Origin of the sequence: Companilactobacillus kimchiensis, from assembly GCF_001438805.1 — a bacterium.
In the GTDB taxonomy this organism is placed as follows: domain Bacteria; phylum Bacillota; class Bacilli; order Lactobacillales; family Lactobacillaceae; genus Companilactobacillus; species Companilactobacillus kimchiensis.
Genome location: NZ_JQCF01000005.1, coordinates 64,080 through 90,520, shown reverse-complemented (window position 1 = coordinate 90,520; position 26,441 = coordinate 64,080). Strand labels below are relative to the sequence as shown.

The following is a 26,441-nucleotide window of genomic DNA, read 5'->3' as shown; positions in this document are numbered from 1 at the left end:
TTATCAATTGATTTTATAAAAATCGTTCGGATAACACGTATACACAAAAATAACGCAGATTTTTTATAATCTGCGTTATTTTTTTAATCATTAACCCAAGAAAAGAGTCCTTTGAACCAATTCCAAGACTTATCAATTGAAAGTGAAGCCAAAATAAACATTGCCGGTAAAAATTGAATCAAATATCGACTCCGACCACCTTCAAAAATCAACAAAAATATAAAACCTCCAATAATTGCTAAACGTAAAGTTTGCACAATTTTCGTTTGATCTCGCCAATTAAGAACTATTGTTGCTAAAAAAACTATCCACCAGATTTGAGCAACATAACGAAAATCACCTAGATTTTTCCCATACAAGTAAACAAAATTACGTAATTTACCGCGAAACCCCTTCGACGAAGGATTAGTATTCCCGCGAATAAAATGTCCTTCTTTGATCCAAGCAAACGTTCCATCCGCTGTATTGTTTCGATGTTTTTTAAATAAAAACTTTATATATCCGAAAGGCCCCATCTTACCAATTCTTTTCTTTAACATTCTTTTGGAATAATCAATTTGAGCTTTACGATTTGGTAATTCAGCCATCATCAAAGAGTCTTTGGCATTATAACCACCATCACCAGATACACCCATATTAATAAAATTAATCATCGGCTTACTACGAGCTGTATTGACTTGAATGTAATCTTGATGCTCAATTTGATGATTTTCAATCAAGTACGTTGGCACCATAGTTAGAATAATCACGGAGCCAAATATGACTTCTGTTACAAGATCCTTTCGTTCTTTAAATAAATATAGAAATTCAATCAAAATAATTGCTATAAAACCTACGATTGACGACGGTTTAATAAAATATGAACTGATCACCGCCATACCAAAAATAATTGCAGTTGGAATTTTCACACGCCAATAAAAATCACCATAGCGTAACAAAACGTAGCAAAAAAAATACAACGATACTAATGGCAGCACCCAAGTATCAGTATAGGGAACTATAATCATTGGGAATAATAGTAACCAGACAGCATGTAAATATATTGCTAAAGGTGTCTTTCTCCGAGCCAATATCATCACACTACCAATGTTGAGCAGTGCTGAGATATCAACTAATAACGTTGTAACTAAATCAAAAAATAACCACGACTTAGTATTAAAAAACATTGCTAATTGATGTTGCACTAACATTGCGGGAATATTATTGGGATTCAGTGAATAGTATCCTCGAAGTTCAGCATCCGTTGTATTACTTAGGGCTTCATGAATTGCACCCGCATCAAATCCAATTACTGGATGAACATTTAATACAAAAACAATTTGAACAATTATTGCGATACCAAAAATCGCACTGGCTGTGATTAAACTTCTATCGATAAAAATAAATTTTATAAAATCAGCAAATTCATTATAGGTGAAAAAACTGACCAACAGAATCAAACTAAGAATAATAAAAACAGTCGTATACATAGTAGTCCCAGCACCAGTTACACTGTTATCGCCAAGAATCAGGTTAGGTGAAGTTATTGCAAAATAAAATGTCAGTAAAAATAAAAAATAAAACAGATATCGAATCAATCGATTACCAAAGTTGAAAAACTTACCTTTCATCTCATTCCCCTATCTCAAAGTTATGCAATAAAATCTAGTGGGTGATTCGCCAATTTCTAAACGAGTTAAAACAGCATTACTTTTTCGTAATATATCAGTGATAACCTGAAAGAAATAGGTCGTTAGATTTTCTAATGTTGGATTAATTCGATCAAATGGTGGCACTGTATTCAAAAACTTTCCAGACACATTAGCCGAAACTTCTTTAAGTTCTTCCTCAATTGCGTCAAAACGAACCATTCGATCATTGTTAACATGGATTTCACAGATTACAGCCCAAGTATGCATATGTTCTTTCCCCATGCCACCTTCCCAACGAACGGCATGACTAGCATTAATATACGACGTCAATTTATATGTGTTATACGTTTCATAACCTTCTATATTCAATCTTTTTCTCTCCTCAAATTACGAATATCTTTTTTTACAACTTTTAACGCATGTTTTGATTCCTCATCAAAACTTAATGAATTCCACTGTTTATTTTTCTCCGAAACATTCAACGATCCAATCAATCTAAACCACGAGCAAATAAAATTGTACATTGGCAACGTTAATGCGACCCAGCTAATTCGTGTATAAAACCGTAATTCATTTTGAAATTTTTTTAATAACATCTTTACACAGAAATAATTCAGCGTTGATACTAGTACGTATAAAAAATAAATTATTACATATGATATTCCTAAAATAACTGGTGAATATCTTAAAAAGAGCAAGACAAAACTAGCAAATAACCAAATCATTTTCGGAAAAATAAATGTATGATCAATCATCATTCGACGTATTAAAAAATTATTGAAGAAATTTTTAATAGCCGAATCATTACGCATATATGAATGTGCTACTTCCAACTCTCCTCGTTGCCAGCGCTGACGTTGTCGATATAATTCATCCAAATTACTGATGGGATCAATATAAAAAATTGCATCAGTACAAATCAAAACCTTTTGTTTCAATCGATCACGAATCTGAAAAGTCATTTCAGTATCTTCACCTAACGTTTTAGTATCATACATAAATGTCTTCATTAATGTAGATTTACGAAAGGACGAGAATGCTCCTGACATGGTAAAAATCTGGTCACTATAAGATTCAATTACTCGTCCTGATAAAAATGCCTGAGCATATTCAAAGTATTCATTCTTTCTCAAAAGTTTTAACGAGAACTTCTTAGTTCGTTTGATCATATCTTTACGGGGTAAAATAGTACCTGTCATTGCCGAAATATCTAGATGATTCTCAAATTTTAAAACAACATTCATTAAAGCATTCTTTTCCAAAGTTCCATCGCTATCAATATTAATTATATAAGTCCCAATTGATTGATAAATCGAAGCATTTAAGGCATTAGCTTTGCCCTTTATCGTCTTCATCAATTGCATATTTAAACCAAGATCCGTCTGAGCCCGAGCAAATTCACCAAAACTATTATCTGTGCTCTGGTTATCCGCTAAAATCACTTGAATCAATTTATCGGGATATGTTGAATCCTTAATAGATTTCAAACAGTTATAAAGTGTATCTTCTGAATTATAAACAGGAACAATTATCGTAATAAACGGTAATTTCATTGGCACTGGTTCTTCCTCAGGATGACGATTTTTTTGTACTAAAACAATTGCCGAAATAAATGCCGGAATTATTTCAACAATAATTGGTATCAAGATCCACGTTAACCAAAAACCCATTTGCCTAACTGTTAAGTACCAAAAGTAACTCATATACGTTTTATTCTTTCCTTAAAAGTTTTATAGATTCCCTGAGATAAACTGGAATAGGTGAAGACATTGTAATATAACATAATGATCAATAAATAAAATACTATTCTGCCGATAATTGTATGTGCCAAATAATAAACCGATCCGCCACCCAAATGTACTATAATAACGACAATCAATAATCGAATCACGTTAGACAAATAAATCCATAATGTCCCTAATATGATATAAAAAACTTTTTCTTTGCGGGAATATGTTGGATAGAATGCTAATAAACCAATAAAAGCCATCGTCTCAATTATTCCTGAACATTCATAATCAATTGTCATGGTTACTGGTTCCATTGAATTTATTATATAAACTATTCCATATTCGGGTAATACCTGACAGATATGGGTCAAATTTCCTATGCCAGCTACTCCATAAATCACTGCATGAGTAAAAAACCAGATCCAGTAAGGGGTACTTAACGCCATCAAGATGAAAAAGAACCCAATACTACCAACTATAAAAGAAAAAGCCGTCAGTTTAGCGCGTTTCAAAACTGACAGCATATATAACCAGATTATTATTCCAAAGAATAAATAACTATTTATTAATTACCTTCCTAGCTTTTCTCATCTTTGGCACTTTAATTACAGCAAATAAAGCAATCGCAAATCCGATGATTGCTAAAACAACTGGACCAGTACTCCCACCAGTTACTTTTAACTTTTGGGGACCTAAATTAGTTGCATACATTGTTATATCCTGACTAGCAGCAACAGGAGCTTTGATTCCTGCAAAGGGAATTCTAGTTTCCAAAATATCATGTATATGACCATTTTTAATAGTCCGGTGAACTTTAGCATCAGCTGATTTCACAGCACCATTATATGTCGGACCCCAGACATCAACACGAACATTTTTAGTTTCGTTGTTTTTCATTCCAGCGACACTTCTAAAATCCACATTATATTCCTTATTTGCTATAGTAAATTTATAGGTGTTCTCTTGTAGTGGTGCATCACCATTGTTATTTTTAGACATATTTATGTACATATACATATTTTTATCGTCCGCTAATAAGACACCTTGTTTGATGATTTTATCCCAATCATACCCAATATCCGTTTTGTGAGTATCATCCCAATCACTAAATTTACCATCAATTTTAATATGATAAATGTTATTGGCAGTTTTGATATTAGTAGTTGATTCGGCCTCAACCACAGTTGATATACTAAAACTGGATATTCCTAAAACAATTAATAATGCGAAAAATATTTTACGCATAATTCCCCCATAAGTTGTTTACTAAATTCAATCTATCCCGATTATAAGATATATATTTCTAAATATTAATATATTAATGTTACTTGTAACATCTTACTTACTTTAAAACAAAGAAATACCGATTTCCAGTAGGAAATCGGTATTTCTATTTAATCGATCATCATCAATCGATCACTGTCTAAGATTTTAAATTTATTATTACTGATTTTTTGAATCATACCCTGATTGGCCAAAGCTGTTAACTTACGACTTATGGTCTCAGGCGTAGTACCTAAATAAGTTGCGATATCTTTCTTCTTCAATGGTAAAGTGAATATTTCCTCATCAAGTCCCGCACTAGTTTCCAACAAATAACTAGCTAAACGACTTTCAACACTGGCAGTCGTAACTTCCGTGTTCTGTTGTTCCAGCTCAGAAATTCGTCTTCCCAAGGCATTGACCATATTCACTGCCATTTCAGGAGTTTCTTGCATCAATTTTTGGAAGTCTTGACGAGATATCTGACAAACATCAGTATCCATCAGGGCTTGGGCAAAACTGTTGTGTTCTGAATTAGAGAACAAAGCGGCCTCACCATCAAAATCACCTGTCTGCAAGACTCGTAACATCTGTTCCTTACCATTTGCAGACATTTGGAAAACTTTCGCCTGACCATGTGCCACGATGATCAACGAATCGGCAGTATCACCGGCAGAGAAAAGATATTCGCCATTTTTGTAGTGATGGTGAGTCACCAAAGTTGCCACTGTCTCCAGATCAACCTTTGCTAAATTTTGAAAGATCGTTACTAATTCAACACAATCCTCTGCGGTGTGGTCATGCGCTAATTTTCCCATTAACTAATTCTCCTTAGTCAAAGTCTTCATCATCTTCTTCTTCAAAGCCTTCTCGAGCAGTCTTTCCAAGAAGAGCTTGATAGATTCTGATTTGATGATTGTTAAAACCTAATAGTTGAACCAACAATTGTGCCATGAATGGACGATCTTCATTTTCAGCCAACTTGATAGCACGCGTAACAAACATATTGTCAGTATTGAAATCATTAACAACAGTTTGGAGCATTGCTTCAGCGTCCAAGTATTTATTCTTGCCATCTTCTTCGATCATAGCGTAGTCAGAATATTCTTTCACAGTAGAAGGAGGAAGCTCGCCCTCATCCAACAATTCATCGGCTATTTTATCATACCAAGCGTTGTTGTCAGTGATAGTTTGTCCTAAAACAGCTTTGTAATTCTCGGCGTTAGCGCCCTTAATGAACCATTCTAATTGGTGCAATTTGATATTTAATAAGAAATGATTAGCAACAATGTGACCAGTCATCGCACCAGCAGTAGGTTTGTGGTGATCAGCATCAGCTTGTTTTTGTTCAGCGGTAAATTTTTCCTCGATTGTTAATTCAGTCATTAGGCAATCTCCTTAACTTTAACTTTTAATACTTCATATCCTAAATCTTTGATCACATTTGATAATTCTTCAGCGGAAGTTTGGCTTTCATCAAAATCAGCTCTAACTTTACCAGCATTGAAGAGAACCTTGACGTTTGAAACACCGGCTTGATTTTCAACAGCCTTTTGAATTTTTGTCATACATGATGGGCAAGTTAATTCGCCTAATTGTAAAATTGCTTTTGCCATAATTGATTCCTCCATATTTCTTAGATCCTTGCTAGTGAAGTTTCAAATACCCACGAGCTGTAAATGTTCCAAAGTTGAAGCACTTACAGCTCGCAAGTAATTCGAAAATCACTTGCTTGTTTAACTTACAAATACTATCTTAATTGGTCGGCAGGTTTCAGAACTTGATTTGAATCAAGTTTTGCCGGTTTATTTTTAATTAATCTCATTGCATTGAAAATTACGACTAGAATACTGATTTCATGAACAAACATGCCACTACCCATGTGAATTACTCCCACGATCAAACCGAGTAATAGTAAGGCTACGGTACCAACAGCAATGATGATATTTTCTTTGGTATTGGCAGTTGTTTTCTTAGCCAAAACATAAGCGTGAGCCAAAGCTTTAAAACTAGATTTAACTAGAATAATATCGGCCGTTTCGATGGCAACATCTGTTCCAGTACCCATACCAACTCCAATATCAGCTGTAGCAAGTGAAGGACTATCATTGATACCATCACCAACGAAAGCGACGGTACTTCCTTCCTTTTGGAACTTCTTAACAAATTCAACTTTATCTTCAGGCAATAGTTCTGCGTGAACTTCATCAATTGGTAATCTGTCAGCGACACGTTGAGCAGCGACTTTATTATCACCAGTCAACATCACGATTCGTTTTAAACCAGCATCTTTCAATGCTTGTAATCCGGATTTGGCATCAGGTCTTAATTGATCATTGACCCCAACTACCAAACGTAATTTTTGATCCATTGCCATCAAGACAACAGAATCACCATCATTCATGCGCGCATCGATAGCTTTTCTTTGAGCAGTTGTGATTTCAACCTGATTGGCTTTCATTAAACGTTCGTTACCAACCAAGAGTTGTGTATCATTCATTGAACCAACTAACCCCTGGCCCTTAACAGTATCTAGTTCAGGTAATTTTGGTGTTTTAGTGATGCCCAAATCATTAATATACTTAACAATAGCTTGGCCTAATGGATGATCAGAAGTTTTTTCCACAGCGGATAACAGACCTAACATGGACTCTTTATCTTCGCCAAAGTTATCCACATCTGTGACCGACATCTGACCAGTCGTCAAAGTACCAGTTTTATCAAGCACTAAAGTATCCACATGTGCAAAACTATCGACAGCATTGCCACCTTTCATCAAGATACCATTCTTGGCACCATTACCAATTCCGGCAACGTTTGAAACTGGCGCACCGATTACCAAAGCACCGGGGCATCCGAGAACTAGGACTGTAATTGCTAATGGGAAATCTTGGGTGAAGATCCAAACTAAGATACCGATAATCAAAACAGCTGGTGTGTAATAAGTTGCAAATTTATCAATAAAACGAGCAGCAGGTGATTGACTATCTTGAGCTTCTTCAACTAATTCGATGATTTTACCAAAAGTAGTATCTTCACCGACAGAAGTTGTTTCGACGGTAATTGTTCCATTGTCAGTCAAGGAACCAGCAAAAACTTTGTCACCGATACCCTTTTTAGCTGGGGTTGATTCACCCGTAATTGAAGCTTCATTCATATAACCAGTTCCGTTAATAATTTTGCCATCAACAGGAATTTGACCACCTGGTTTAACTAAAACATGGTCACCTTCGTCCAAATCATCAACATCGACTGTTTCAGTTTGACCATCGTCATTAACTAATTCAGCCGTTGTTGGTGCCATCTTAGTTAAACTCTTAACTGAAGAGCGAGTCTTTTCCAAGGTCTTTTGTTCCAAATAATTACCGAATAGGAATAAGAAAGTAACAACAGCTGATTCTTCATATTCACCGATAATAAAAGCCCCGATAACGGCGATTGTTACCAATAGTTCAATACTAATAACTTTATTCTTCAAGGCTGAGAACGCGTGGAGTGCAATCGGAATCGCTCCAAGAATACTGGCTACGATCATGAAGACCGTGGCGGCAATTGGTAATTTGATCAAGTAATCTGAAACTAAACTTAAAGCAATCAGGATAGCGATTGCGGCTGTGATTTTATTTTGATGTTTTGAAATCCATATATTTAATTTAATCATCGTCTTTACCTCTCCTCTAACTTACAAGACTTATTCTACTGGGGTTGGGTAATTAAAAAATTGATGCTTATCAAGTTTTGGAGATTTACATACATTTTCAGCACAAATAGCCCATATTAACTGATCATAACGTCAGATAATATGGACTTTTTTGTCATTGAGATAGAACTAAATAAGCTAGAAACTAATAAATTAATTTAGATTACTAAAAATAGAAACAATCATTCTAATCTGGAGTGAGAGCAATTCGGGGGCTCAGCAGTGGAAGACAGCAGTCTAATACCAACTCCGTTGATTTATGCTCTAACTAAATTATTTCTTATCATTTTCACGTTGAGCTAACCGTTTCTTTAATGGTGGATAAATTTTGTTAGCAATGGCTTCGGCGATAATAAAACCAATTGCCAATGACATTCCTACTGTTAAAGCTTTAACAAACCCTACAAAAGCGGCATTATCATTGCCTAAAGTAAAATTTTTCATACTATCATAAAGGATTGCTCCGGGAACTAATGAAACCAAACAAGGTACGTAAAAAATATTAACTGGTGCCCGAACTAAAATTGCACAAAGATTTCCTAATAAACCAATCACGACTGCTCCTAAGAGATTGGGCATAATCAATCCGTGATTGTACCAACCGACAATAATATAAACGATCCAAGCAATAGCTCCGACCAATCCAGCCGGTATCAGTGTTCGACGGGGATTATTAGTGATGATGCCAAAGCCAACACTGGATAAAAATCCAAAAATAAATCCATAAACTATTTCCATCATAATTAACCTCCAAAAATCGACTTAATTATAATTTGGCCGACAATAACGCCACTACCAATTGAAATTCCGGCCATAATTGCATCAGTCGCCCGCACGATTCCTGAAATAGTATTTCTTTCAATAATTTCTCGCAAAGAGTTAGTCATTGGAACTCCTGGAACTAACGGCATCAAAGCACTGATAATAATGTAATTTGCATCGTGAGCAATGCCTACAATCCCTAAAACATTGGCTAATAAACTAATGACTAAACTGCCGACTGCCACTGGAATATAAGGTGTTTTGGTATGATGGGCGACTATTTGTGATGCTACATAACCCAGTATTCCAACGAAAAAAGCCAATGCTAAATCACCCCAAGTGGCTTTGAACAGCAACATTGGTGGCATCGATACTAGTCCAGCGCCGATACACTTCGTTAACCACGAAAAATCCAAAGTTTCGGTATCAACGCGTTTTACTTCCTTTTTTAATTCATCGTACGTAATTTCATGTCTAGAAAATTCTCTCGATAAAGTATTGATCTCATCTACTTTTTGTAAATTAAAGTCCCCAACCCGCACCTTAAAAATCCGTGTTGTAGCACTGTTTTCCGAGCTAACAAAAATACCCGTCATTGTCGCGTGACAAATAACCGGTAAATCAACAGCCCGACCCACATACTCAACCGTGTTTTCAACTCGTGAAGTTTCCGCACCGTTTTCCAGTAGAATCGTACCCACTTGACCACAAAGAGTGACAATATCTCGTTCACTGATAGCCCCCATAATGGCTCCTTCCAAATGGTTAGATATTTTTATTGTTAGATAATTATTAACACATTATTATAAATAAAAAAAGCTAGTAGACTGAAAGATGAAAAAAAGACCATTCCAGTCAAAATCATCGACCAGAACAATCTATTTATTTAATCCTTCAAATAAGTTCCCTTTAGTAGGGTCAAAACCATGACCAAAATCACCCCACCAATGACAATTAGAATATCATTGGCTTGATTGCCAGTTTGTGGCAAGGTTCCTTTGTTTTTTTCAGTATCCGTTGTTGAAGTAGCAGGTTTAACATCTCCAAGATTACTCAAGCTGCTCAAATCTGACAATAAACCTGACGTATCAGAACTATTCATCAGGCTAGATAAATCAGAAGGATTCAAACTATCAAAATTTAAATTGAATCCTAGATTCTTGTTCAAACCGAAATCTGGAATATTCATCGTAATATTACCAGGAATTGATTTACTCAAATCTGTAATCTTATTGATTGGGAAATCAAAGGTAATATAATTACTGTCCCCATCACTTCTGAAACTTAGATTATATGGCTTTTGATTATTAATCAAATTAAGCTCAAAAGCATTGTTACCAAATTTTTTAGGATATTTGATCGTCATTTCAACATAATAAGTTCCGTCAGGATTTTGCATAACTTTAGCTGTATTCGTAAAGTATGGTGAGATCAAAGAACCATCACCGTTATTCTTTGCAATTTTATAAGTTAATTCTTTTAAAACCGTTTTTGGATCAGTATCGTTACTGCTGTTAGTTGTCGTTGAAGTTGTTGTATCACTCTTTGGCGTCGACAAAATATCTTTAGCACTGTCAGCGGCTGACTTTACATTTCCGGCTAAATTTTTAACATTATTGGCGGTCGTGTTCAAATCATTTTCAGCACTAGTAATCTGATTTAACGAATCAGCGAAGGTGCTAACTGGACCTTGGTGCAACAAGGAATCCTTATCAAAGGAAAAATCAACATGATGCTCAAATCCACTAATACCTAAAGTACTCGTTTGAACAATTGCCGGAATTTCACTGTCTAGATCATCTAAACTATTAATGTTAAAACTAACGTTCAAATGATGTGCATCATTATCAATCTTTGTTACCTTCATTGCTTGACCACCATCTGTTTGAACGTCCAAACTAGTCAGATCACTAATTCGAGCGGTCATTACTACTCGGTAAGTTCCATCGTTATTTGGATAAATAGTTGCACTTTTAGTAAATAATGGACTTATCTCAGTTGATAACCCATTAGAATTTCTTTTTAAAACTTCATAATTAATTGTTTGACTATTGTTTGTTGTATCTGCTTGAACTGTTTCTTCCATTACATTTGGTGAACCGGTATGATAACTTACTTCACCAAATATTCCCAAGAGCATCCCCACAGACAATAGACTGATTAGAAACTTCTTCATCATATCGCCCCTTTTAACATATACCAATTTTATCATAATTATTTCAAACACTTAAATATTACGACATATTTCAGCAAATATAAAATAAAAGTTTCATTAGAATTATTAAAATAATATTATAGATTATTTGAAATAAACTAAGAGATAGATATATACTTATAACTATCATTTGCAGGAAGGTGACTAATTTATGAAACAAGGAACAACTATCCTTACTTTAGACAACGGATACCACTTATGGACACACACAGCTGGTCACGGCGATATTAAATTGCTTTGCCTACACGGTGGACCTGGTGGAAACCATGAATACTGGGAAAACTTTGGCGACAAGCTTGCTGATCTTGGTGTTCAAGTAACATTCTATGATCAATTAGGTTCATGGTATTCTGATCAACCAGATTATAGTGATCCCGAAATTGCTAAAAAATATCTAACTTACGATTACTTCTTGGAAGAAGTTGAAGAAGTTAGACAAAAATTAGGACTAGATAATTTCTACCTCATTGGACAATCATGGGGTGGCGCTTTAGTTCAAATGTATGCTGCTAAATATGGTCAACATCTTAAAGGTGCTATCATCTCAAGTATGGTTGATGAAATTGATGACTATGTTATCAATATCAACAAATGTCGTCTAGATGCTTTAGGCGCTGACAAAGTTAAATATATGGAAAAAATTGAAGCTGAAAATAACCTTTCAGATCCAACTTACCAAAGCTACGTTGATATTTTGAATGCCGAATACGTTGATCGTAAACAACCAACTGCTATTAGACACTTGGTTGACACAACTGCTGTTCCCGTTTACAATACTTTCCAAGGCGACAACGAGTTTGTTATCACTGGTAAATTAAAGGATTGGCATTTCAGAAGTCATTTGAAAGAAATCACTGTCCCAACCTTGATAACTTTCGGTGAGCATGAAACAATGCCTATCGCTACAGCTAAGATCATGCAAAAGGAAATCCCTCATGCAAGATTAGTTACAACACCAAACGGTGGTCACCACCATATGATTGATAATGCTCCAGTTTACTTCGATCACTTAGAGACATTCATCAAGGATGTCGAAAGCAACAATTTTAACGATTAACAATCTAACAAAACTTAATCGAATCTAACGAAAAAATAGTCTTCCATTTTTGGAGGACTATTTTTTTGCGCTCAAACAAAAAATTACCAATCCTTTTGAGATCGATAATTTTTTGATGAGACAAGCTGTGTTTTATTTTGCATTAATCAAACAATGATTTCCGATATTGTAACGGTGTTGTCGTGTAATACTTTTTAAATAATACAAAGAAATTTTTATTTGTGCCAAATCCACACATAACAGCAATTTCATTCATATCCAAATTAGTAGTTCTTAACAATTCAATTGCCTTAGTAAGTCGCAACCTTAAAATAAACTTTTTAGGAGATATGCCTGTATATTTTTTAAAAATACGAGAGAAATATTCTGGACTAACATGATATGAACTAGAGATATCACGTATATCCAATTGCTGATCAAAATTTCGTTTAATATATAAAATTGCATCCTTCAAAAAATCAGGAGTTTCATTATTTTGAACAATTTCATTTGCAATACTATTTTCACCAATCAGCTTAACTACGTTAGATCCAACAACATGACTATAATATAAAGCATTCATATTTTCGGCTTCATCCATGTAGCTTTTTTGGTAGAAAAATATTAAATTCTCTAGTGATTCCTTAAATTGAATATTTTTTTGAAAATATTCTGCCCTTTTATATATAGGACTGAAATTCAATACTTCACTATTAATACTCTTACCAAACAACCATTCTGGCGGAATGATTATTGTAAGTAATTTATCCATCTGCGTAATTTTCAAATCCATACTATGTACTTGTTTCGACCCAATAATCAGTAATTCATGTTCTTTCAAATTATAGCGTTGCCCTTGAATTAAAACCGTCCCCGGATTTCCACACAAAACGTACAATAGTTCTAATCCCTCATGCCAATGCGGAATAACATAGAAATTAGGATTATTCTTATGGAAAATAACCCTGATGGGTAAATATTTACTATATTGTTGTTGTTCATGATAGGCATTCATTCCTCACACCACTTTTCATTAGGTCACACGTTATCTATACAAAACATATTTATACATCATGGAGATATTAACATCTATTTTCCCCTAAAAATGTTCAGATACCAAAAAAGAACCATACCGATTGTGGCATGGTTCCTTTAAAATGTAATTAATCAGTTACGGGAGCTTTATATCCCTTCTTAATTAATCTTGAATTAATCAGATTCAAAATGATACCTAGAATACTAAATACAATTAGAATCGTAAATATTTTTTTATAAGCAACGTTAGTTGAATATGAATCTAGAATCCTACCAAAAATTGGATAAGCGAAAAATGATGGACTGTATCCGAAGAATGAAGCAATTGACATAGCTGTTGATGAAATATCATCTGGAATACCGTACTGACCAAGTGGTGCATAATAAACGGCTCTGATTAAGAAACATGAAAGTGTTGTTAGTAATAAGAAAATCATCGCGACAACAACAAGCGATTTTTCCTTTGGAATAAACATAGTTATACCTAGGAAAACAGTCATTAATGCATAACAGATTGACATCCAACTAGCACTATTCTTAAATAATTTATCTGAAACAATACCTGAGATTGATGATGAGGCAACATTTACTGCAGTACCATTAACAATCCCAAAAACTGCGACTAAAGCAGCACTGATAGCAAAAGAATTTTGTAGATAAGGTACAAAGTAAGTGCTTACACCAACATATGTAATATAGGCACAAGCGGAGCCCAATCCTGTTAGCCATACTACCGGTAATTTAAACGCTTGAATAACCGCATTAAAACTAATTTTATCAGTTTTATCTTCATTTTTTTCTTTGTTACTTGATTCCATCTTTGCATCGTCCATAAAATCATGTGGTAATTTGAACCAAACAAGTAAAGCAAATAGAATCGTAATTGCTGAGTTAAAGATCATCGCTGCCTTGATACCTAAAATCATACCTAAACTAGCAGACACGGCACTGAAAAGAATAACATCAATACTGTTAACGATTAAGCCCCCAACGCCTCTCAATGATTCCATAACACCAAAGGCTGTAGCTTGTGATTTTTTACCACCAATATGTTTTACTGATTTTTGAATTGTTGGCCAATAAAGTGCTTCACCAAAAATACCAAACAGTACAAAGTACACAATCAAAAGTGGGAATGGAGGATTAGATGATACAGCAATAACTAATCCAATTATCCCGTAACAAATCATATCAAAAGTTAAAAGTTTTCGAACATTCATTCTTTCCTGAATCCATCCAAAAACCAAGTATCCAAAAATCTGGACAAATCCCATAATGCTCATCAATAATCCTAGTTGAGTATTAGTGGCTCCCAATTGTGCTCTAAATGGTTCATATAAAATTCCTCTTAATCCAATAAATAGATAAATGGTTGTTGCACTACCAACTACCAGTAGATATTCAGAAAGTTTTTTAGAAGATAATGGTAGTTTTTCAAATTTTTCTTTTAATTTACTAGTTTTCATCATTTTTAATATCCCCTTATAACAAGTCTATTGTTGAAATAAGTGCTAGATGATCTGATAAATCAGATTGAATTAGCTTAGTATCTAAGAGCTTGATATTGTCTGATAACATAATATTGTCAATTGAATAAACGTTCATGGTTGGATCAATACAGTGGAAAGTATCATACCAAATACCTTTATTACCATTGGCTAGAGTAAATTCATTACGTAAAAATTCTATTTCCTTAGTACTTTGATCAGTATTAAAATCCCCGGCCAAAATTTTATAATCTGCTGTATCTTCCCTGAGAATTTTTCTGATTTGTACCAATTGGGCATGTCTTAAAGCAATTGTTTCAAAACTTAGATGTGTACTATAGAAAGCTAATGTTTTACCATCGATTTCAATTTCACTTCTAGTAACAATTCTTGGTTCGATATAAGTATGTGTCTTGTTATATTCCTCCAAATTTTTTAAGGTCCCCGGTTTAGAAACGTTGTATTCCTTATAGTATTTATGCATACCATCAATAGTTTCCGGTTTAGCATCTTCGGAATAAAGTTTTATAATCCTATTATTTTTTAGAGCTAACTCACTTACAGTTCCAACTCCCATATCGCCCTCAGCAAATTCAATGGCACTACCAAAAAAATCATCGGCATACTTTTGATCACCTTTTTTGAATCCAGCTAGCCCATTAAATTTTTCTGAACTAAATCTATAATTGTCATAATTAATTTCTTGTACAGCACAGATATCTACATGATTATTCTTCAATAATTCTGCCTGTTTAAAACTATCATTTGGCTTCGTACTCTGGAGATTATATGTTCCTACGACCAACTTTGTCATCGTTGTCCCTTCTTCCCTTAAGATTTATAAATTTTATTTTGTTACTACTTGTGTAATCTTCTTGTTCTCCGAATTTAATTCATAAATTGTGTCGCTGATTTTTGTTTTAAAACCTGTTCCTTTGATCAAGCTTATTGTGATGCTATTTTGGCTTAATGATATTTCCAGTAAATTATTTAGATAAAGCATTCTAAATTTCAATTTTGAAAATTGCTTTGGTAAATGATATTCAAAGGATAAATAATCATCACACAACGACATACCAGCAAATCCAGCTACTATTGATAGCCAACTTCCTGCTAAGTTAGCCACATGCAATCCATCATCAGTATTTCCATGACTGTTCTCTAAATCCATGAGCACACTGTCTTTAAAGGCGTTATAGGTCTCATCCGTTCGATTTAACCTTGCAGCGATAATGCCATAAATTGATTTCGATAATGATGAATCATGTGTTGTTACCTTGTCATAATAGTCATATTCACGTTCCAATTGATCAACAGGAGTTTCACCTGCAAATAGATATTCTGCTAACAATGTGTCGGCTTGTTTGGCCACTTGATACCTATAAATAGTTAATGGATGATAATGTAATAACAATGGATAGTTTTCCTTTGGCGTCTTATCAAATGGCCAAACTGGCTTTTGTAAAAAACTATCATCTTGAGCATAAATACCTTTATCAGTGTTATATGGCAAGTAAACATCTTTGACCGTCTGATCTAAATCAATAATTTCTTCATCAGTTAATTTCAATTCTTTAGTCTTATTGGAATTATTTTTCTTTAAAATATCAGCGTACTTTTTGACCAGTGATAAATTATATTTAGCCATTCGATTAGTGTAATAATTATTATCAACTAAGGCCGTATATTCATCTGGGCCAGTTACAGTATGAAATTCAAATTGCCTTTGTCCATCAACTGTATTGTAATCACCAAATCCTTTCCAAAAGCGTGCTGTTTCTAAAATCAATTCCATACCATATTTTTCAATGAATTCATTATCTTTAGTTGCTTTATAGTAATAATCCACTGCAAAAGCTATATCAGCATCGATATGATATTGTGCTGTTCCAGCTGGATAATAAGCTGAGGCTTCTAAACCATTAATTGTTCTCCATGCAAATAAGGCACCCTTATCGACACCTAATTCAGAGGCTCTTTTTCTCGATTGATCCAAACAATTAAACCGATAAATCAATAAGTTTCGGGCGATACCTGGTGATGTATGTGCAAAGTAAGGTATGCCGTACATCTCAGTATCCCAGAAATAATGCCCCTCATAACCGGTTCCACTAAGGCCTTTCGCAGACAAACTTGTTTTGCCATCTCTACCGGCCGATTGAAATAATTGGAACATATTATAAAGACTTGCTTTGTTTAACTTTGGAGAATCATCAATACTTAATGCAGAGTTTTCCCAAGTATTCTTCCAAAATGATATTGAATCAGCCTTTATTTCATCTAAATTTGGTATCTGCAAAAATGGATTTTTAACATTCTCTTGAATATCACCAATTCCAAAGATGTATCCTACTTTGCTCATTTTTTTCAATGATACTTTATAGTTACTTAAGTTAATTTCATCGGCAGATTTTAATAAGATTGGTAATGATAAATTAGTATTTTGCGTCTTTATCACGCATGAATATGAATCTTGTTCTTGTTCTCCTATAACAGTAACTTTTTGAACGAGACTTTGTTTCCGCGGATCATCTGTTTCTACTTGCTTAATATCCCTATTAAAAATAATATTCTTAGTAATATAGATATCATCCACATACGTTCCAGCAGCAAAGGAATATTCTATCCCATACCAATTTTTTAAACTTTGTCCCACAAATGATGTGACTTCCATTTGAATAGTTTCACCAGAACTATTTTCTAGTACAAATTTTTCTGTGAGAATTCCGGTTTTCATATCCAAAGTTCTTTCTTTTAACATTGACTTATCAAAAGTCGTTCCATTTAAACTTTGAATATAAATTGTTCTTAAACTGGGAATATTTACAATGGTTTGATGTTCTGAAGCATATCCGAAAGCTTTTTCACCATAAGTAATTTCTCCAGTGTCGAAATAACCGTTAACATTAGTACCATAGTTGATACTTTCATTAATTGGATTGATTGCTTCCACTCCAAAATGCCCATTCGCTAATGAAAAAATAGTTTTTTGAGTATCTTCTTGTTTATTATCGAAAAAATCTAAATTAAGTTGATATTCCTTAGTTTTCAATTTTTCTCCTTTTACGGTTTAATGTATCCGCTTTCATCCTGACTTCAACTAAATTATAAATTTATACAGGGATTATTCAATCCAGAAAATTGACAAAAAAATTACTAAATATGACATTTTAAATATAACAATGTGAAATAATACTCATTTATTTATGTATTGTGGAGAAACGTATAATAAAAACCAAAAAGTCGTAATAATCATGGTTCAATTATTACGACTTTTTGGTTTTTATTTTATATAGATTTGCAAATTTATTAGGAAAATATTTATTAATTAGTTTGGATATATTTTCTCCACTCAAGACGCTTGATCCAAGTTTGTTGAGCTGAAATTCCATGTTTAACATGTTCCTTCGTGTAAACACCTTTATCATTCATTTGATATGAATTTTCAGTATCCTTCCAGAACATCTTAATGATTTTCAACAATTGGCGCTTAGGCTTTTCTTCAACTACTGGTACAGCAATTTCCACCCGACGTTCCAGGTTTCTAGTCATCATATCGGCTGAAGAAATCCAAACATCAGTATGATCATTCCCATATTGGAACTTGAAAATTCGACTGTGTTCCAATAGTTCACCGACGATACTCTTCACTCGAATATCTTCTTTGGAACCACAAACACCAAGTTTCAATGAGCAAGGACCTCTGACAATCAGTCTAAATGGTAAACCAACTTTAGCGGCTTCATAAATAGCATTGATCACATCCACATCAGTCAAACCATTGACCTTCATGAAGACTTCTCCTTGACCATCACGCAAATAAGCTTCGGTAGCATGTTTGATATTAGTAATTACCATATTATTAATGCCGTTAGGCGAAGTAGTTAGTAATTCATAAGGCTTCTTTTCGCCAGTAACCAAATAATTGAAGAACTTAGTAGCATCATCAATATATCTTTGATTACTTGTAAAGTAGCTGACATCAGAAAAGACATTAGCAGTAATAGCATTATAGTTACCAGTTCCAATTTGCACATAGCCAGTATTATCAGCGTGCAATACCAAACAAATCTTTGAGTGAACTTTATTTACTTTATCACCAAATAAGACCTTAACACCTGCTTCATCAAGTGTTTTGGCAACCTCAATGTTATGAACTTCATCAAATCTAGCCCGTAATTCAACTACCGCTGTAACATCAATTCCTTTAGCAGCAGCTTTCTTGAGCAATCTCAAGAGATCTGAATTCTCTTCAGTACGATAAATCGTAATACAAATCTTTTTTGTCTTAGGATCATTAACAGCTGCTTCCAAGTAACTGATAAAGACACTGAATGAGTCGTATGGATATTGTACAAAAATTGGTGATTTATCCAAGTATTGCAACATATTCTTAGCTGGATTCCACTTCAAAGCATTGAACTTAGGAAAGACCATGTCTTCATGACTCTTGTAACGTTTGAAGAATCCACCTAGGAATTTCAAATCAACTGGACCAGGAATCTTGTAAACACCTTTTTTGTTAATTCCCAACAATTTAGAAAAGTATTCGCGACCTTTTTGTTCATCCTCACCTGAGAACTCTACCCTCATAATCTCACGAAGATCTCTAGTATCAACGTAGTTGATCATTGTGCTTAGATATTTTTCATCAGACATGTTCTTATCCAAGAAATCATAAGGCTTATTCTTATCATAAGTAGCACGGAAAACAATCATCTTTGAAATCTTATACTTTCTGATTAAATCCTTGGCACAATTGCGCATAACATCTTCAATCAAAATATAATGATCATCAACTCCAGTTTCAACTAGACGATCCATATCTTCTGGAATTGGACAGATGTAATTATATTTAGGCGTCTTCATCAAAAAGTATAAGTTTTTTCGGAATTTATACTCTTCTGCAAATCTTTGCATATCTATTCTTGGTACAAGCTTCTTATTATAGAATTTTTTGATATGCTTTTTTTCAGCATCATTCAATTCGTTATATTTCATCAAATGAAATAGATTACGATCAGCACTTTCTTTGATCAAAGCATCGTAGGCTGTATATTGGCGCACTATATTAGAACAGTTATATTCATAAGCTAAACTCAAGATTTCCTTACCAGAATATCCTGTTCTTCTCTCTGATCGGTGCTCATCAACGAGAGTATGAATGTTGTGCATTCTCACACGGAAAAATTCATCTAAGTTATTTGAGGCAATTGCCAAAAATCTTAATTTTTCTAGTAATGGTACATTTTCATCGTACGCTTGATCAATGACTCGATCATCGAATAATATCCAACTTAAATCCCTATTGTAATATTTTGCCTTCATATATTATTTAACCTTCATCCCTTTGTTCCTTTTTAAATGATTCAAAATCATATTCAACTTGTTCAACATAACTATTAGTAAAGTTCATTAATGAGTTAGCCATATCAGCGTATTCTTCGCCAAAACCAATGATCAACGGATAGTTCGGTGAATGTGAATGCGCTCTGGCAAGTAAGATCACACAAACTTTGGTGTAATCCTCAAATGATTCAAAATCTAATTTGTCCAGATTAATTGATGATTTCATATCTTTAAATTGACGCATGTAAAAGCTATATTTCTTAGTGTCAAAAGCTCCCAAGAATGGATCTGAAGCACTTTGAAGAATCAATTGACTATTAACGATATTTTGACCCTGACTAACTTCAACGTCAGAATACAATTTATCATCGTTATAAATTGGTAAAGCTTGTTTAGCTTGGAGCACTAGGTAGTTACTATCTAAATCTTGTAAAAGTATCAAATAGCACAACGTTCCCACGCTACCAACACCAACACTGTGACGAACGATATCGACGATATCAAAATCTTCCAAGAACAATCGTACATCGCTGCGTTGATTTTTCTTGTAGCGCTTATAACCATCGACAACATTCTTATAATCTTTTTCACTAATGTGTTGTGTAACAGGTTTATTTTCGACAAAACGACGTTCCCCAGCGGCGCTTATCTCAGTATATTTCTCGATCACTAATTTAGAATTACTCTTTTGAGCCTTCTTAATACTCTTAGCAATCATACTATTAAAGGATTCTTGAAAGTATTCTTCATTATCCTTCAATTTACCAAAAATCTCTGTAATATTTTGAAGTGTATTTGGTAAAATAAACCGCTTCATTTCAGAAATTTTCGTCATATGTTTTAGCGTATCAAAATAAGTATCAACGACAGTTAACAAGAATTCTTGGACATCCGTTTCAACGAAACCATGAGCTCTAGCTACAATCAAAGCACTAACTAATAAACGCTTTAAATCATATTCCCAATGTCCCAAATGAGCTTCATCAAAATCATTCATGTCAAATAGCAATTGACCTTCTGAAGATCCATAGAAACCAAAGTTACCCAGATGAGCATCCCCACCGACTAATACTTTGATACCACTGTTCTCGTTTCTCGACATATCATAATGCATCACATCAACGGTTCCCCGAAAAAATGCAAAGAGTGACTTTGACATTCTTTCCCGTTTAACAGCTAATAGTTCTGGAACCAACAGCTTGTTCTTGATAGTCAAAATCTTATGAATGTTTCTTTTCTTTGGTTCAAATTGATTAAACTTGTCAGATACAGTTGTTGCAAAAAAACGACCTCTGATGATTAATTGTTCTGTACTTTTAAAAGCATCAGTATCCTGATAAGTATATGGTGTGCGACTCATGCCCTCGCCTCCTTATTTTTATTATACAATAGCTAGCACCGATAATTATTAGCTTTCAGAAATTTTTACATTAAAGTTTACTATAACTAAATATTTTTATTAAGCAAGGCTAAGATATTCAAATTTAATATTAAAAAATTAACTTAATTGCAAAATGAAGTTAATAAAAAACACTAGTTGATTGAAAGATGCCGTCCTCCACAAAAATCGAGATTTGGGTTGCTTAGATTTTTAACTTTAACCGCTATTGAATTAGTTATTCTAATGGCTTTTAAATTGCTTTTGATCTAAATTAATTAATCATTATATTGATTATAAAACCAACCCTCTAGCCTGGAACAAAAATTGGAATTGGGCTCAGCCGAGAAATTATTCTTAGTGGGGAACCCACTTAGAATAAGGCCGAGCTTGAAGACTTTCGTCGAAGACAAAAGCCTCCAAGTCGTGCCCTCAGCGTTCCAGCCCAATTCCAATTTTTGTGGAAGGCGGCAGTGAACCGCCACTACCACCACCCCATCCAAACTCATTTCAAAATAAAAAATCCCTCAGAATTTAATCTGAAGGATTTTATTTTTATCTAATTATTTAGCAGCTTTAGCAGCAGCTTCGTCAGCATAAATCTTGTTTCTCTTCTTCATTTGCTTTGCATACCACATGAATAGTAATAAGTAAGCAACTAAAGCAAGTGCAGCATAAAGAACAAATTTAATTTGACCAGTTGATGCGTTACCAACTAAGTAAGCCAAGAATTTTTCAATAGGACCTTCCATAGTTGAGTGAGAGATCATTGTTCCTGATGCAAGACCCTTAGGGAATGCGCCAAGTTTCTTAGCAGTAGCAGTAACCATTGGAGCTGATAATGTACCGGCCCATAGGAACAATGGTAGTTCCAAAGCACCGATGATGATCATACGGATAATCTTACCACGTGTAACAACTAACAAGGCTGGTGTAACACCCATGGCGATAATACCACCTAAAGGTAAGATCTTGTTACCAGGTAATACAAGTGCTTCAAGAAGCATGATTGGTGCTAAGACGTTAGCGGCAGCCCAGATTTCAGCACGTCCGGCAACGAATGGCCAGTCAAGTCCAACGTTCATTGTACGACCCTTTAACTTCTTGTTAGCGAAGTCTGTAATACCTTGTGACAATGGTTCAACGGCAGCGATAAACCATGAACCGATCAATGAGAATAGTTCCAAACAGAAAGCAGCAGTAAATGATAGTGTAAAGATTTCTTTAACACCTTGGTGTGAAAGTAAACCGATAAAGATACCTAAGTAAATACCAATGGCGAATTTGCTTCCCCAGAAACCGATCTTCTTATTCAATGCAGCAGCATCGAAATCAAATTTATCTAACCATGGGAAGATAACGTCGAAGATCTTATCAAAGACCATGATGATAGGATTCATCATGTAATTCATATGTGTTGTAGTCATTGGGTTTGAAGATGGTGCATGTAATAGATCATTAAAAGTAGGTTTCATCAAATCAGAATTGATAATCTTCAAAACACCGATGAAAATAACTAAACATGTTGTAATCAATAGGTTTGCTCCGAAGAACATTGCTAGTAATCCAACGAAAGCTAGATGCCAAATATCAAAAATATCAACATCAAGTGTGTTTGTCTTGTTCATTACGATCATGACGATATTAACGATAACCATAACTAGCAAGAAGAACAATGTATAAGGTGAACCCCATGTAATAGTAGCAAGTGGAGCCCAACCTAAGTCAGTAACTGATAATTGAATACCAGTTGACTTAACGAAGGCATTCAAAGCGTCTTGGAAAGCTGTTGTCAATAATCCGATAACAGCACTGATAGCTGTAAGAGCGATGGCTAATTTAATACCACCCTCCAAAGCCTTAGAAAATTTAACCCTGAAAATCAAGGCGATAATTGTCAAAACGATTAACATCATTGGTGCAGCACCAAGATCAATTAAAGGTTTGAATATCGCATTGGCAAAATCAATAATTCCTGACATATCCTGTTTCCCCCTAGATGAATATTGTTGTTACTATGCTTTGCCACTATCCTTGATAGCTTGTTCTACTTGGTCGTAAACAGGTGCAGCCATAGCAGGCATTCTATATAGGATAGGACCAGCATCAACAACTGGACAGCTTGGTGTAAATCCAAGATCAGTAGCGGCGATTGGTGTAAATAGATCGTAATCCTTCATCATATCTTCAGTAATATCTTTAACCATAACAGCGTCAGCTTGTACTTCGTAGCCACGGTTGCTCATTTCTGTTTCCAAAGCATCTTTGATTTGGTGACTTGAGTTAACTCCGGCACCACAAGCAGCTAAAATTTTAAACATAATTAACACTCTCCTTATTGATTGCTTTTAGCATATTTAATAAATTTACGATTTAAAAAGGCGTAGATTTCTTTAGGATTATCACTCTTAAAGAATGGTACAAGTTCGTTCTCAGATGTCCGGGCCATAAAGTCCATGATCTGTGCCAAGATATTAGATTGGCCTTCTGGATCATTGTTCAAAATCATGAATAAAAACTTCACGTTGAATTCCTTCGCTGGATCAATCATATTATGGAAAGAAATCTCCTTATCTAACTTGATTGGAACAATCATTCTTGCTTTAACGAATTCGCTTTCCGTATGTGGGATTGCTATATTGGGTATCTTTGGCGATACGACTGACATATCAATTCCTGTAGGATAGTTTGCTTCACGTTCCAATAAGTTATTAATGAAGTCTTTAGTTACAAGATCCTTCTTTAATAAAGATGCGGCTACTTCGCGAAAGACCTCTTCTTGGGTTGAAGCTTTTGAAATATAAACTTCACTTTCGCTAAATAGTTGATCAGTAGCTAATTCACTCATTAACACCATCACCTACCTGTTATTGTTTTTGTTTGTTTTTGTTTACAAGAACAATAGTAAACGCTATCATAAAATATGTCAATACCTAATATTAATATATAAACCAATAAATTTCTCTTCCTATATAAACTAATAGACCACCACTTTTATAGACTAGTCAATATTTGGAAATGCTTTCAAAAAGCATTTGACAAGTAACCAGCTTAATGCTAAATTAATGTTTGTAACGAACAATAGTAAACAAAAAGAGGTGATCTTTTGTTAAAGAAAGAACGCTTTCTAAAGATAATATCCGAATTAGATAAAAACGATATTGTTACTGTTAATGATTTAACTACCCTATTACAGTGTTCCGATATGACCATCCGTCGTGATCTTGAAGAATTGTCAGAATCTGGCAAGTTGATCCGAATCCACGGTGGCGCTCAGAAATTGAGTGTTTCTCCATTAGAGGAAGCATCTCATGTTGAAAAGCGTGAAGTTCATATTAAGGAAAAACAGGAGTTAGCTAAATTAGCTGCAGATCAAATCGATAATTTCGATACTATCTTTATCGGTCCAGGAACAACACTTGAATTGATTGCTCAAAATATTAGAAACATTAATTCTTTGAGAGTCGTAACAATTAGTATTCCTGTCTTTGAAAGCTTTAAAAATTCAGATCTCAATTGTGAATTAATTTTAGCTGGTGGTATTTATCGTAGTCGCTCAGGAACATTGATTGGTGCATTAGCAAGTAATGCTGTGAGTGGATTGAAATTCGATAAAGCTTTCGTCGGTGTCAATGGTATTCAGAATTCTCAAATTATGACTGCCAACACTGAAGAAGGTCGAATTCAAAGCGTTGCTTTAAACAATTCTCAGACAAAATTCATTGTCGCTGACAGATACAAGTTAAATAGAAACGATTTCTATACTTTCTATAGTCTTGACGATGTGGATTACCTGATTACTAACAAGAGCACTTCAAAAGAAACTATCGATTACTATCAACAATATGTAAGACTTATTACCAATTAATTGGAGGGATTATTTTTATGAAAATTGCATTAGCTTCAGATAAAGCTGGATTTGAATTAAAAAATTATATTAAGAATTACCTTGAAAATGAAGGCAAAGGTTATGAAGTCATTGACCTTTCAGAAAAGCCAGCCGCAGATTTCGTTGACTCATCACTTGCAGTTACACATGCTGTACTAGATGGCAAAACAGATCGTGGAATTATGTTTGATGAATATGGTACTGGCTCAGCTATGGCAAGTAACAAGATTCACGGAATGGTAACAGCTAACGTTACTGAAGAAAATACAGCTCACATGACTACACAACACAACGGTGCTAAAGCCATTGCTATTGGTGCAGGAATTGTTGGAAACAAACGTGCCGAATCAATCGTTGATGAATACTTAGGTGTTGAATATGCTGGTGGACGTCACCAAATCCGTTTGGACATGCTTGAAAAACTATATTAACTAGGAGGGATTAAATTTATGATTATTGCATTAGGAAACGACCATATTGTTACAGATACTAAAATTAAGATTTCAGAAATGTTAAAGGCTATGGGCCACAAGGTTATTGATGTTGGTACATATGACCACACAAGAACTCACTACCCTATCTATGGATTACGTGTAGCTAACCTTGTCCGTGATGGCAAAGCTGACTATGGTGTTGTACTTTGTGGTACCGGCGTTGGTATCTCAACTGCTGCTGACAAGAACCAAGGAGTTCGTGCTGCTTTAGTTGCCGATACAACAGTTGCTAAATATGCAAAGGAACACTTAAATGCTAATGTCATCAGTTTTGGTGGTGCCGTTGTTGGTGAACACCTAGCCGAAGAAATCGTTAAGACATTCCTTGCTGCTAAATACTTGGGTGAAGATGACGACCTAGTTAAGAAAATCGATGCCGTTGAAAGCAAAGACAATCCAGAACAACATGACAATCCACACTTCTACGATCACGAAATGAAGCTATGGGACGAAGGATTCTACCACGACTAGA

At 34.5% G+C, this 26,441-nt stretch carries 25 protein-coding genes; 4 read left to right on the top strand and 21 right to left on the bottom strand.

Translation table 11 applies throughout. From position 1 onward, the window contains the following. Positions 1-83: 83 nt before the first annotated feature. From IV57_RS04175 to IV57_RS04120, 12 genes are all read right to left on the bottom strand, one after another. Positions 84-1,610 (bottom strand): TIGR03766 family XrtG-associated glycosyltransferase, encoded by a 1,527-nt coding sequence (locus IV57_RS04175; RefSeq protein ID WP_057880247.1) that lies wholly within the window; start codon positions 1,608-1,610, stop codon positions 84-86. A 9-nt stretch (positions 1,611-1,619) separates the two neighbouring features. Further along, positions 1,620-2,000, bottom strand: coding sequence for a 6-carboxytetrahydropterin synthase (locus IV57_RS04170; RefSeq protein ID WP_057880246.1), 381 nt, complete (start codon positions 1,998-2,000; stop codon positions 1,620-1,622). Further along, positions 1,997-3,334 carry a TIGR03111 family XrtG-associated glycosyltransferase gene (locus IV57_RS04165; protein WP_057880245.1) on the bottom strand — a complete coding sequence of 446 codons (1,338 nt, stop codon included), beginning with the start codon at positions 3,332-3,334 and terminating at the stop codon, positions 1,997-1,999. The genes IV57_RS04170 and IV57_RS04165 overlap by 4 nt, the downstream gene beginning before the upstream one ends. Next, positions 3,331-3,927, bottom strand: coding sequence for an exosortase family protein XrtG (gene xrtG, locus IV57_RS04160; protein ID WP_057880244.1), 597 nt, complete (start codon positions 3,925-3,927; stop codon positions 3,331-3,333). The genes IV57_RS04165 and xrtG overlap by 4 nt, the downstream gene beginning before the upstream one ends. After that, a complete protein-coding gene (locus tag IV57_RS04155; RefSeq protein ID WP_057880243.1) occupies positions 3,920-4,606 on the bottom strand; it encodes a Firmicu-CTERM sorting domain-containing protein in 687 nt (228 codons plus the stop codon). Before IV57_RS04155 ends, xrtG begins: the two co-directional genes overlap by 8 nt. Positions 4,607-4,755: 149 nt before the next feature. After that, the gene (locus IV57_RS04150; RefSeq protein WP_057880242.1) at positions 4,756-5,442 is read right to left on the bottom strand and encodes a Crp/Fnr family transcriptional regulator; all 687 of its coding nucleotides are present in this window, start codon (positions 5,440-5,442) and stop codon (positions 4,756-4,758) included. A gap of 13 nt (positions 5,443-5,455) precedes the next feature. Further along, complete coding sequence (locus tag IV57_RS04145; protein WP_057880241.1) at positions 5,456-6,010, bottom strand: ferritin-like domain-containing protein; 555 nt, start codon at positions 6,008-6,010, stop codon at positions 5,456-5,458. After that, a complete protein-coding gene (locus IV57_RS04140) occupies positions 6,010-6,240 on the bottom strand; it encodes a heavy-metal-associated domain-containing protein (protein ID WP_057880240.1) in 231 nt (76 codons plus the stop codon). The genes IV57_RS04145 and IV57_RS04140 overlap by 1 nt, the downstream gene beginning before the upstream one ends. Positions 6,241-6,374: 134 nt before the next feature. Continuing rightward, positions 6,375-8,282 carry a heavy metal translocating P-type ATPase gene (locus IV57_RS04135; protein ID WP_057880284.1) on the bottom strand — a complete coding sequence of 636 codons (1,908 nt, stop codon included), beginning with the start codon at positions 8,280-8,282 and terminating at the stop codon, positions 6,375-6,377. Between the two features lie 315 nt (positions 8,283-8,597). Beyond that, positions 8,598-9,065, bottom strand: a complete 468-nt coding sequence (locus tag IV57_RS04130; RefSeq protein ID WP_338025646.1) for a threonine/serine exporter family protein — start codon at positions 9,063-9,065, stop codon at positions 8,598-8,600. A 2-nt stretch (positions 9,066-9,067) separates the two neighbouring features. Further along, positions 9,068-9,832 carry a threonine/serine exporter family protein gene (locus tag IV57_RS04125; RefSeq protein ID WP_057880239.1) on the bottom strand — a complete coding sequence of 255 codons (765 nt, stop codon included), beginning with the start codon at positions 9,830-9,832 and terminating at the stop codon, positions 9,068-9,070. A gap of 140 nt (positions 9,833-9,972) precedes the next feature. Then, positions 9,973-11,265, bottom strand: coding sequence for an LPXTG cell wall anchor domain-containing protein (locus IV57_RS04120; protein WP_162261211.1), 1,293 nt, complete (start codon positions 11,263-11,265; stop codon positions 9,973-9,975). Positions 11,266-11,452: 187 nt separating this feature from the next. Between IV57_RS04120 and IV57_RS04115 the strand changes: the two genes are divergently transcribed. After that, on the top strand, positions 11,453-12,358 hold the full coding sequence (locus tag IV57_RS04115) for a proline-specific peptidase family protein (RefSeq protein WP_057880237.1): 906 nt from the start codon (positions 11,453-11,455) through the stop codon (positions 12,356-12,358). A gap of 142 nt (positions 12,359-12,500) precedes the next feature. Here IV57_RS04115 and IV57_RS04110 read toward each other — a convergent pair whose 3' ends face one another. The 9 genes from IV57_RS04110 to IV57_RS04070 all read right to left on the bottom strand — a co-directional run bounded on the left by IV57_RS04110 (position 12,501) and on the right by IV57_RS04070 (position 24,434). Further along, positions 12,501-13,352, bottom strand: a complete 852-nt coding sequence (locus IV57_RS04110) for a helix-turn-helix domain-containing protein (RefSeq protein ID WP_057880236.1) — start codon at positions 13,350-13,352, stop codon at positions 12,501-12,503. Between the two features lie 148 nt (positions 13,353-13,500). Next, positions 13,501-14,841: an MFS transporter gene (locus tag IV57_RS04105; protein ID WP_057880235.1), complete on the bottom strand. Its 1,341-nt coding sequence runs from the start codon at positions 14,839-14,841 to the stop codon at positions 13,501-13,503. 13 nt (positions 14,842-14,854) lie between these two features. After that, on the bottom strand, positions 14,855-15,673 hold the full coding sequence (locus tag IV57_RS04100) for an endonuclease/exonuclease/phosphatase family protein (protein ID WP_057880234.1): 819 nt from the start codon (positions 15,671-15,673) through the stop codon (positions 14,855-14,857). A gap of 33 nt (positions 15,674-15,706) precedes the next feature. After that, positions 15,707-17,911, bottom strand: coding sequence for a glycoside hydrolase family 65 protein (locus tag IV57_RS04095; protein ID WP_057880233.1), 2,205 nt, complete (start codon positions 17,909-17,911; stop codon positions 15,707-15,709). A 272-nt stretch (positions 17,912-18,183) separates the two neighbouring features. Continuing rightward, positions 18,184-20,187 carry a polyphosphate kinase 1 gene (ppk1, locus tag IV57_RS04090; protein ID WP_057880232.1) on the bottom strand — a complete coding sequence of 668 codons (2,004 nt, stop codon included), beginning with the start codon at positions 20,185-20,187 and terminating at the stop codon, positions 18,184-18,186. A 7-nt stretch (positions 20,188-20,194) separates the two neighbouring features. Beyond that, positions 20,195-21,568, bottom strand: a complete 1,374-nt coding sequence (locus IV57_RS04085; protein ID WP_057880231.1) for a DUF2252 domain-containing protein — start codon at positions 21,566-21,568, stop codon at positions 20,195-20,197. Between the two features lie 581 nt (positions 21,569-22,149). Next, positions 22,150-23,568, bottom strand: a complete 1,419-nt coding sequence (locus IV57_RS04080; protein ID WP_057880230.1) for a PTS galactitol transporter subunit IIC — start codon at positions 23,566-23,568, stop codon at positions 22,150-22,152. 33 nt (positions 23,569-23,601) lie between these two features. Continuing rightward, complete coding sequence (locus IV57_RS04075) at positions 23,602-23,907, bottom strand: PTS sugar transporter subunit IIB (protein WP_057880229.1); 306 nt, start codon at positions 23,905-23,907, stop codon at positions 23,602-23,604. A gap of 14 nt (positions 23,908-23,921) precedes the next feature. After that, entirely contained in the window at positions 23,922-24,434 is a 513-nt protein-coding gene (locus IV57_RS04070) for a PTS sugar transporter subunit IIA (RefSeq protein ID WP_057880228.1), read from the bottom strand. 258 nt (positions 24,435-24,692) lie between these two features. On the opposite strand from IV57_RS04070, the gene IV57_RS04065 reads away from it, so the two are divergent. From IV57_RS04065 to lacB, 3 genes are read left to right on the top strand one after another with little or no spacing between them, the layout of a single operon-like run. Then, positions 24,693-25,454: a DeoR/GlpR family DNA-binding transcription regulator gene (locus IV57_RS04065; RefSeq protein WP_057880227.1), complete on the top strand. Its 762-nt coding sequence runs from the start codon at positions 24,693-24,695 to the stop codon at positions 25,452-25,454. Positions 25,455-25,471: 17 nt separating this feature from the next. After that, positions 25,472-25,906, top strand: coding sequence for a galactose-6-phosphate isomerase subunit LacA (lacA, locus tag IV57_RS04060; protein WP_057880226.1), 435 nt, complete (start codon positions 25,472-25,474; stop codon positions 25,904-25,906). Between the two features lie 18 nt (positions 25,907-25,924). Beyond that, positions 25,925-26,440, top strand: a complete 516-nt coding sequence (lacB, locus tag IV57_RS04055) for a galactose-6-phosphate isomerase subunit LacB (RefSeq protein WP_057880225.1) — start codon at positions 25,925-25,927, stop codon at positions 26,438-26,440. The last annotated feature ends 1 nt before the right edge of the window (position 26,441 follow it).